Source organism: Roseinatronobacter domitianus (assembly GCF_023336755.1).
Classification (GTDB): Bacteria; Pseudomonadota; Alphaproteobacteria; order Rhodobacterales; family Rhodobacteraceae; genus Roseinatronobacter; species Roseinatronobacter domitianus.
The window spans coordinates 35,045-44,075 of sequence record NZ_JALZWP010000019.1 but is presented as its reverse complement, the minus strand read 5'-3'; the positions used below and the strand labels follow the sequence as shown (position 1 = coordinate 44,075).

The 9,031-nt window shown below is 58.8% G+C and carries 9 protein-coding genes; all 9 read right to left on the bottom strand.

Features of this window, described 5'->3' with window-relative positions; translation table 11 throughout:
* Positions 1 to 97: 97 nt before the first annotated feature.
* Complete coding sequence (locus tag M3N55_RS14625) at positions 98 to 1,399, bottom strand: YfjI family protein (RefSeq protein ID WP_249060413.1); 1,302 nt, start codon at positions 1,397 to 1,399, stop codon at positions 98 to 100.
* Positions 1,378 to 2,277 (bottom strand): DUF7146 domain-containing protein, encoded by a 900-nt coding sequence (locus tag M3N55_RS14620; RefSeq protein ID WP_249060409.1) that lies wholly within the window; start codon positions 2,275 to 2,277, stop codon positions 1,378 to 1,380. Before M3N55_RS14620 ends, M3N55_RS14625 begins: the two co-directional genes overlap by 22 nt.
* Positions 2,274 to 2,486, bottom strand: a complete 213-nt coding sequence (locus M3N55_RS14615; protein ID WP_249060407.1) for a hypothetical protein — start codon at positions 2,484 to 2,486, stop codon at positions 2,274 to 2,276. Before M3N55_RS14615 ends, M3N55_RS14620 begins: the two co-directional genes overlap by 4 nt.
* A gap of 3 nt (positions 2,487 to 2,489) precedes the next feature.
* Positions 2,490 to 2,675 (bottom strand): helix-turn-helix transcriptional regulator, encoded by a 186-nt coding sequence (locus tag M3N55_RS14610; RefSeq protein WP_249060405.1) that lies wholly within the window; start codon positions 2,673 to 2,675, stop codon positions 2,490 to 2,492.
* Positions 2,676 to 2,748: 73 nt separating this feature from the next.
* Positions 2,749 to 3,579 carry a hypothetical protein gene (locus M3N55_RS14605; RefSeq protein ID WP_249060402.1) on the bottom strand — a complete coding sequence of 277 codons (831 nt, stop codon included), beginning with the start codon at positions 3,577 to 3,579 and terminating at the stop codon, positions 2,749 to 2,751.
* Positions 3,579 to 4,775, bottom strand: a complete 1,197-nt coding sequence (locus tag M3N55_RS14600; protein WP_249060401.1) for a tyrosine-type recombinase/integrase — start codon at positions 4,773 to 4,775, stop codon at positions 3,579 to 3,581. Before M3N55_RS14600 ends, M3N55_RS14605 begins: the two co-directional genes overlap by 1 nt.
* Before the next feature lie 283 nt (positions 4,776 to 5,058).
* Positions 5,059 to 5,838: a YdcF family protein gene (locus tag M3N55_RS14595; RefSeq protein WP_249060399.1), complete on the bottom strand. Its 780-nt coding sequence runs from the start codon at positions 5,836 to 5,838 to the stop codon at positions 5,059 to 5,061.
* Positions 5,839 to 5,877: 39 nt separating this feature from the next.
* Positions 5,878 to 7,245 (bottom strand): phosphohexomutase domain-containing protein, encoded by a 1,368-nt coding sequence (locus M3N55_RS14590; RefSeq protein ID WP_249060397.1) that lies wholly within the window; start codon positions 7,243 to 7,245, stop codon positions 5,878 to 5,880.
* Positions 7,242 to 8,690: a mannose-1-phosphate guanylyltransferase/mannose-6-phosphate isomerase gene (locus M3N55_RS14585; RefSeq protein WP_249060395.1), complete on the bottom strand. Its 1,449-nt coding sequence runs from the start codon at positions 8,688 to 8,690 to the stop codon at positions 7,242 to 7,244. Before M3N55_RS14585 ends, M3N55_RS14590 begins: the two co-directional genes overlap by 4 nt.
* Positions 8,691 to 9,031: the final 341 nt, after the last annotated feature.

The following is a 9,031-nucleotide window of genomic DNA, read 5'->3' as shown; positions in this document are numbered from 1 at the left end:
CCCGCCTTCGGCCTGACGCAGGAGCGCGATGATCTCCGCCTCAGTGTATCTGCTTGTCTTCATTCGAAATCTCCTCGTTCATCATGCCGAGAAAATTCTACTTATGCAGCCCCTTACTTTCGGGGGGGATTACCATTTCAGCCGATACCGTTGCAGCGCTTGCCAGTCGTGAAGCTTCTGAAAGGTAGAATTGCGCAAGAGCGATTGCGTCTGCCATGTCGCAGGCTTCCACCGCCGGGGCTTGCAGGTCGCGCCACAGGGTCAGCACCCCTGCAATTCGTGCTGCTTGTTCTGCTGCCTTGGACGCCGTGCCCGTGATATGTGCCAGGCTACCACCGGGGGCTTGAGCCGCTTCAATAGCGTCAGCAAAGGCCTCCAGCAAAGTGCGCGCATCAGGTGTCAGGTGCAGCGTTCGTGGTTGCAGTTCACGGGTTTCCGGGTCCATCGGAAGGGGGCTTTCCAGAATGTGGCGTAGCCGCGCCGCAAAGTTTGCCAGCGCCTTGTCATTGCGCCGGGCGTTCGCTTGCATCCGAGTTCCAATAGTGCTGGGCGGTTCGCAAATCAAAAAGCGGGGCAGAAAACCTGTGTCAGCCGCCAGCGGGTCAGCCATGAAGTCCCGCGCCACAGTCGGTTGCACCATCAGATGCACCGCCAGCCGCCGCCCGAATTGCGTCGCGTGTCCATCGCCTGAGCGCGTGCGCCTTATCGGGTTGCCTTGCCAAAGGTCATTAAATGCGGCCAACGTCTTTTGCCTGTTTTCCGACTTCATGGCGTGCCCGCCCAAAAATTGCCCGCCTTCATCCGAAAACAGCCCAAGGCTGGGCTGCCCATGCGCGAAAAGCTTTGTCAGTCCTTCGAAGGTCGGTTCTGTCACTGTTCGGTCTGGTACAACTGGGGCAATTGGGGCTTGCCCAAGCGCTTCAAGGTCGGCTTGTACCTCCGTGTGCTTTTCGCCTTTCGTTTTTTTGGAATCGTCCAGAATCTTTTTACGCGCACCATCCCAAAGCGCCTGCTCGTTTTCCCAAGCCCGGAAATCTTCACGAAAGGCTTTGGACTGTTCTCGCTCATAAGCACGAAGCTCAGCCATAAAGGGCGCATCGCAAGAGCTTTTGCGTTCGCCGCTCCGGGCGACTGTCATCGCGTAAAGCGAAGTTGGGCGCGGCCCGTCCAACGTTTCCACATCCGCGAAGCCTTGCACGGCCAGGGAAGCCACCGCCAACGCAGATTGCGCCGGGATTGCCATGGGGGCTTGTGTCATGCCTTGCACCGCTTCCACCGCCGGGCGCAGCGGCCCGAGCGCGTGCACCGGATAGGCTGCGCCAGGAGCGATTTCGCGCACAAGAGGTTGCGGTCCTTCGGGCGTAAAGTCGGTTTCTTTTATATGGGGTTTCGCATCCATGCCGTCGCCCTTTCCTGCAAAATGTCGTTAAAGTCTCGGCCGGTTCCGGGGTCGAGAATTGAAACTTGCCAGCCCAAGGCGTGCGCCCGTACGGCCAGCGCGTGTCCAGCTTCACGCCCCGGCCCATCGCCATCGGTTGCGATTGTCAGCCGCCCCGGCTGCGGCGGCAGACGCAGCCTGCGCAAGCCAGAAGTTGACAGCGCTGCCCATATCGTCGCAGGGCTATCCAGAAGCCCGCAAAGCAGTGACAAGCCGTTTTCAATGCCTTCAGACACTACCAGCCGCGAAGGCCCATCAGACAAGCGCACTGCGCCGCCAGATGTGGCTCCCAGCATCATCTTGTCTGGGTCAATTGCCGCCTTGTTCAAGCCATCGCGTTGAAGGTAAGTGCGGTGCACAGCGGGCAGGCCCGTCCCTTGCACCGCCGCAATCATGGCGGGATACCGTTTCTTTGTCGGACCGTGCCAAACATCAGAATGAAAGCGCAGCGTGCGGGGCCATTCGCAAGTTATACCGCGCCGATGCAAATAGGTTTCCACCACCGTGCCCGCTATTGGTTGGGCGTCCTGCCAAAGCCGCCTCGCTTGTTCGGCCTTGCGCTGGGCTTCGGCTGTGGCTTTGCGTTCGCGCTTGGCAAGGGTTGCAGCATCCGGTGGCGTATAATCCCCCGAGCGCAAGCCGACCACCGCCAGCAGGTCGAGAAAGCTACAGGCTGATTTCTTGCAATTCAGCATCAGCCGTCCATCGGGACTATCCGCCAACGTCAATGCGTTTTGGTCTTTGCGGCGCTCAGGCTGGCAAATCGGGCAGGGCGCGACGCCATATTGCCCATGCCAGCGCCCACCAAGTGCTAGGGAGAGTTCTTTTGCATCGGTCATGCCCACGCCCCCTGGAAGTGGGCAGTTGCCAGCCAAAGCGTGGATTGATTTGCTGGGTTGACCATTTCAAACACGCCATTGGCGCGGTTGAACGCATTGTCGCTCTGTTGGGAAAGTGCTACACTTTGGTTAGAAGGGGCTTTCGCATAGCAAAGCAATCCCGCCCCGGTCGCGCCCGCCAGCGCGCAGGGGTTTTTCTTTTCCACCATTGTTCAGGATCCCTCCTCGCGAAGGGTCTTAAGGTGTTCGTCAAGATCACCTTCAGGCCAGTAGTTTTTGCCGCCAAGCTTAATGGGCTTTGGCAAACGGCCAGTCTTCAAATCATCATAGATCGCAGAACGCGAACGCTTGCCCAACTTCATGCGAAGCTCGCGGAACGTCAGATATTGCTGGGTCATAGTGACCATCCTTCTTTGTTCGGGATGGCCTCGAATTGCACGCCTCTACATTGGGAGGAATTGTGCGCAAAAATCAAAAATTAAATCGCAAGGCATTGGCTGCCTCCCACTTGTCTCGTCCTGCTTGGGGCGGCGGGATGCAATAGTTCCCGGCGGGGTCTTTGTGCCTGTCCAATAGGTTTTCAGCGTACAGGCGATCGGTGAACCGCCGCCATGACGCGCCCGGAAGTTCACTTCTAGCATCCAATGTTCTCAGATAAGATAGCCACTTATCGGTTGGATACCTGCGCTGAATTGTTTTGCCATGAAGCCGGACTTGGGCTGCTTTAAGCACTCGGCTTGCTTGGTCGATCTGTGGTCTGAGTGGCTTGTCGAGATCAAATCTTACTGCGAAATGATGCTCATTAAGCCTTATCTCATGGAGGTCGCCTTCGATGCCTCTTATTGCATCCGCAATGCTTATGCGTCTTGGCTTCTTGTGTCGCGGGTCGATGTAATTTATCCGCTTCACGAGTTGCTCAAACGGCATGATGGTAATGTCTTTTTGCTCTCCGATACGTGGGTTTGGTATGCCGGCATATCCGAAAGCAAGCATCTCTTTTGCGACACCTTCACCGGCGTCGGGCGATGCGATAAATCCAGGCTCATCAGGTTTCTGGCCCTCATTGCGGGGAATATCTCGCTCGTAGGTCTCCCATGCCCACCGATCAAAGAAAGCCCGTAGATCATCACGGCGCCTGTAAAACTCCCAGCGCCATCGGTTAAGGTTCCACTTAGAAACGTCACCATAGGCTGCCGCATCACACCAGTCTGGAATGCCCCATTCGTTTGAATGCTGGATCGCGGCTTTCTGTGGGGTTGGAGCCAGCTTTCGGCTCGTTTTTTTGCATTTTTTGTTTGCCATTAGCCCTCACTTTCCAGCTTCACCACCCGCGCAGCGCCGCCGGTGACATAGTCAGCCCACCGTTGGGCCAGCACGCGGCGTTGTTCCAGAAAGTCGGTTCTGCGATACGCGCGCACCACGGCGCTGTCCGAAACATGGGCAATCATCATTTCTGCAACTTCGTGCGGGGCGTCGGTCATCTCTGATAGCCAAGTGCGCATCGACGTGCGGAAGCCATGCGGACGCGCTTCTAGCCTACGCCTTTCCATAAATCGCGAAAGGGTCATGTCATTAATCACGCCTTTATTTCGGTTTGGAAACAGAAAGCCGTTACGGGCGTGCGGTTTCGCCAGTTCGATAATGCGCAGGGCTTCCGTCGAGAGCGGCACGCGGAAAGGAGGGGTTTTGCCTTTGCGGCCCTTCATATCCTCGCCCGGCACCGTCCAAACGTCGTCCTCGATCTGATCGAGCCTGATATGGCGCAAGGGTTTCGAGCGCACGCCGGGATTCAGTATTGAGAGCCGTAATGCTAGATGCGTTGGAGACGGTTCTTCAAGACTCGCATAGAAAGCGGGCACATCGGCCCAAGCCATCGCGGGTATGCTTTGGGGCACATGGCGGGACCGGCCCAGTAGCGCCTTGGCCTTTTCGGTCGCTTGCAGGTCCACATCCAAGCCTAACGCCGCCGCATGGCGGATCACGATTGCAAGCCGGTTCAGCGCTTTGCGTGCGGTTTCTGCTTTAGTATGCCAAAGTGGTGCCAGCGTGTCGCGAATGTCGCGTTGGTCGAGGTCGGTGACAGGCACTTTGCCAAGCTTCGGTAGAACGTGAAGGGCCAACGGTGACAGCCACCGGCCTGCCGTGCCGTCTCCTTTCAGTTCGGCCTTGCGGGCCTCAAAGGCATCAGCGGTAATGATTGCCAGCGATATATCTTCGCGCCGTGCCGCCCGTTCTTCTGCTTGGCGTTCCTTGACCGGGTCACGACCCGCCGCCGCCATATCGCGCCAGCGTGACGCTTGCTTGCGGGCTTCAGCCAATCCGAGTGCCGGATAGCCCCCCAAGCCCATTTCGCGCCGCCGCCCGTGAACGGTTACGCGCAGTACCCATTGCGCGCCGCCATCTTCGCGCACCACCAGCCAAAGCCCGCCCCCGTCGCAATGCTTGCCAGCCGGGGGCGATTTTAGAAAACCCGCCGTCAGTCTGTTTTTCGCCCGCATTTCCTATCCCCCTAAATATCCACCCTAGCTTGTTGGATAGGCTCGGACAGGTCAAGACAGTTTCGGGCAGGTTTTGCCTTGTAGGAAGGTGGATAGCGGCAAGGCTGTACATATAAAAACATTTTAAAACATATGCTTGGCGCATCTCCTGGGCACCATGTTTTTCAGATAAGACTCTGAATTATATAGGATATTCGGCTGGGCGGGTTGCGCTCTTCTTACGATAAGTTCGGGCATGGGTTACTGTGGCGGTGCGTCCGAACAGCGCCGATTTCGCAACGCGTTACCGGCCCGTCACCCGATAGGCCAACAGCCCAAGATATTCGCGAAGCGCGGTGTTCAGCACGGGCAGATGCTCGACGAATGACCAGGTCAAACGAAACCGTATTGCGGCGCTGCGAAAATCCACCGGCCAGGGGGTGATTCCGGTCCAGCCCGCGCGGGTAAAGCTGTTCATCGCGCGGGGCATGTGGAATGCGCTTGTAATCAGAACCCAGCGTTGCGATGGCTCTGGCTGGATCAGGTCGAAACTGCGCGTGGCGTTTTCGGCAGTGTTGCGAGAGGCGCCTTCCAATGTCAGCCGGTCAGGGTCCAGCCCCTGCTCGGCGAAAAAGGCCCGCGCGACGGTAGCGCCCGAAACCGTGTTGCCCAAATCCCCCAGCGCGCCGCTTCCGCCAGTAAAAATGACCCTTGCATCAGGATATTGCCGGGCCAAAGCCATGGTTGCCGTAAAGCGTTCCGCTGCATTGTTAAGTTCAGGCCGCTTCCAAAAAGCCGAGCGCGCGATATGCTCACCACCCCCAAGAACGATAATGCCAGTGGGCGCAGGCATATCCGGGCCAACCGGGTAGCGGGTTTCGAGCGGGCGCAGCAGGATTTGGCCAATCGGCACCACGGACACCAATACCACAAAACACAAGGTTACAAGGGCTGCGCCACGAGCGAGCCGTAGCCAGCCGCGCCACAGGCCCAGAATAACCAGCGCCAATCCGATCACCAGCCATGTGCCTGGGTTCAAGGCCCCCCAAACGAGTTTGGACAGGATGAAGAACAGGGTATTCATAACGGGCACCTTTTATGCGCTGGCCGTGTCGGCGATGACCTAACCGAAAAGGCAGGTTTTGACACGCGCAATTCCTTGGGTGACGCGGGTGGCATCCTCTCGGGCTTCGACATTCAGGCGGATCATGGCTTCTGTGTTGGACAGGCGCAGGTTAAAGCGCCAAGTTCCCAGATCAATCCCGATCCCGTCGATGCGGTCGATACGGATGGCCTTTGCTCCAAATTCGGACAGAACGCGATCCATCGCCGCCTGCGGGTCATCCAGCGTGAAATTGATCTCCCCGGAAGACGGGAATGCCGCGCGGCGCGCCCCGACAAGATCAGCAAGCCCGACATCCCTGCTGACCAGTTCAGCGATCAGCAACCAAGGGATCATGCCGCTGTCGCAAAACATGAAATCACGGAAGTAATGATGGGCCGACATTTCACCGCCATAGACGGCATTTTCGTCACGCATGGCCTGCTTTATATGGACATGCCCGGTGCGTGCGTGCACGGCACGCCCCCCGGCCTGCGCCACAATGTCCTGCGTGTTCCAGATAATCCGAGGGTCGTGAATGATCGTCTCGCCAGGGTGCTTGCGCAGATAAGCATCGGCCAGCAGGCCCACGACATATTCGCCATCCACGAACGCGCCGGTATGATCGAACAAGAAACAGCGGTCGAAGTCGCCATCCCACGCCACGCCGAAATCTGCGCCACTGGTGCGAACAGCCTCTGCCATGGCGGGACGGGTTTCTGGCAAAAGCGGGTTGGGAATGCCGTTGGGAAACCGGCCATCGGGCGTATGGTTCATACGCAGAAAGTGCAGCGGGCAGTCGCGGCGCGATAATTCCGCGGCAAGCGCGTCAAAGGTCGGCCCAGCGGCGCCATTCCCCGCATTGACGAGGATCGTGAGCGGGCGCATGGCCGTTACCTCGACCAGTGACAAGACGCGTGCAACATAGGCGGCCCGCGCGGTCTGCGCGACATCACTCACCCGGCCACCCGGCCTTTCGGCGCCGAACGCACCGCGCTCGGCCAGATCCCGCATTGCGGCATACTGCGCCACGGGATCAAGCGGAGCGGACCCAGCCCGCACCATCTTCAGCCCATTCCAGTCGATCGGGTTGTGCGAGGCGGTCACGCACACGCCGCCATCGGCACCGAAATGTGATGTGGCGAAATACATTTCTTCGGTGCCTGACAGACCAAGGTCCAGAACCTCGATCCCTTCATCCACCAACGCCTGCGCAACCGCCGCAGCCAGTTCGGGCGAAGACTGGCGACAATCGCGGCCCAGCACGACCCGCCGGGCGCCAAGCACCTGTGCAAATGCGCGCCCAATCCGATATGCGATGCTCGCATCCAGATCCACGCCCAAGCGCCCCCGGATATCATAGGCTTTGAAGCAGGTCAGGGCGCTCACCCTTTCGCCCCCTGACCGCGCGCATATATGTCGTCATGGCGGATGATATCATCTTCACCAAGATAACTTCCGGTCTGCACTTCTATCAGCACCATCGGAACCTTGCCGGGATTTTCCAGCCGATGTTTGGCCCCGATCGGAATGTAAACCGACTGGTTTTCGGAAATAAGAGTGACATCATCGCCGATTGTAACCCGCGCAGTGCCTTCGACCACGATCCAGTGTTCTGACCGGTGGTGATGGCTTTGCAGACTAAGCGCTGCACCGGGATGGACATGAATACGTTTAACTTGAAACCGTCCGCCAAGCGCAAGGCTTTCGAACCAGCCCCATGGCCGAAAGTCGCGTGGAAGCGTTTCAGCCTGCGCCGCGCCTTGCTTGCGCAGTGCCTCGACCGCCAGCTTCACGTCCTGCGCCCGGTCCCGATGCGCAACAAGGACGGCATCTGGCATGGCGACCGCGATGATGTCGGTCAGACCAATGCCGACCAGCGCCTGTTGACCATCCTCTGCCCGCAACAGGCTATCAGAGCAATCAATGGCTGTGCTTGGCCCAAAAGTCACAACCCCGTCGTCATTCGGCCCGCTTTCGCGCCAGACCGCGTCCCATCCGCCAAGGTCGGACCAAGAGCCGCCATAGGGCACCACGGCAAGGTTGTCTGCCTTTTCCATGACCGCATAATCGATCGATATGTCCGCACAAACAGCCCACGGGTTCGGTGCCAACTTAAGAAAGTTCAGGTCGGTCTCGGCCCGCTCGAAAGCGGATCTGACCGAGCCTAGCAACTGCGTTTGATGCTGCTCGAAGGCCGCGAGCATAATATCCGTGGTGAACAGAAAGATGCCCGCGTTCCACAAATGCAGCCCTCCTGCCAGCATAGCCTCTGCTGTCGCAAGATCGGGCTTCTCGACAAAGCGCCGCAAGGGTTGCGGTTTGGGAGAGAACGCCGTGTCGGGAAGCGCGGTCAGCTCTAGCCAGCCATAGCCTGTTTCGGGGCGGTCAGGGCGGATGCCGAAAGTCACAAGCTGGCCCGCCTGCGCGGCGGGGATAGCCGCCTGAACCGCCGCCCGAAATGCCGCCGCGTCCGGAATGACATGGTCGGACGGAGCGACCAGCATCAACGCACCGGGCGAATGGGCATGAAGTTGCAGCGTCGCGGCAAGGATCGCGGGGGCGGTGTTGCGCGCCTCTGGTTCGATAAGCGTGGCAGCCGCCGCTATTTCAACGCCTGCAAGCTGCTCGGTCACGACAAAACGGTAATCCGCCCCGGTTACGACAATGGGCGCCGCAAAGCCCGGCCCCGACAGCCTGCGCGCCGAGGTCTGAAACAGGCTCTCTGCCCCGGTCAAGCGCGTGAACTGCTTGGGATAGCTTTTGCGCGACAAGGGCCATAATCGCGTGCCACTGCCACCACACAGCAAAAGCGGATGAATGTCATGGGGCATCTACAAGATTTTCCTGTTGCTGTCCGGTCTGGCGCGACGGTTATGACGCAGCTTGCACGCCCCACCCAGACGGAGCGCAGTCCGGTCATTATCCCTATGGTTGATACGCCGATTGCCGCTGGTCGAGCAACCGGCATCTGCCTTGCTCTTCTGGATACAAGGTCGCAGCAGCGCGATAAACAGCCAGTTTTTGTATCCCGTTCCCCGCAGCCCACTAAATAGGACTGGCACTTGGTTGCATCATGTTCGAGGAAAGCTGTCGTTATGCGTGTCTGAGTTCTGGATTTCCCGTGCCGGATATCGCATAACTTCGCAAACAGGTGCGGCTAGGGCACGATTGG

Coding starts and splice junctions, on each gene's coding strand:
- M3N55_RS14615 (WP_249060407.1), bottom strand. CDS start 2,486: ATGGTGGAAAAGAAAAACCCCTGCGCGCTGGCGGGCGCGACCGGGGCG.
- M3N55_RS14595 (WP_249060399.1), bottom strand. CDS start 5,838: ATGAATACCCTGTTCTTCATCCTGTCCAAACTCGTTTGGGGGGCCTTG.
- M3N55_RS14625 (WP_249060413.1), bottom strand. CDS start 1,399: ATGGATGCGAAACCCCATATAAAAGAAACCGACTTTACGCCCGAAGGA.
- M3N55_RS14585 (WP_249060395.1), bottom strand. CDS start 8,690: ATGCCCCATGACATTCATCCGCTTTTGCTGTGTGGTGGCAGTGGCACG.
- M3N55_RS14600 (WP_249060401.1), bottom strand. CDS start 4,775: ATGCGGGCGAAAAACAGACTGACGGCGGGTTTTCTAAAATCGCCCCCG.
- M3N55_RS14605 (WP_249060402.1), bottom strand. CDS start 3,579: ATGGCAAACAAAAAATGCAAAAAAACGAGCCGAAAGCTGGCTCCAACC.
- M3N55_RS14620 (WP_249060409.1), bottom strand. CDS start 2,277: ATGACCGATGCAAAAGAACTCTCCCTAGCACTTGGTGGGCGCTGGCAT.
- M3N55_RS14610 (WP_249060405.1), bottom strand. CDS start 2,675: ATGACCCAGCAATATCTGACGTTCCGCGAGCTTCGCATGAAGTTGGGC.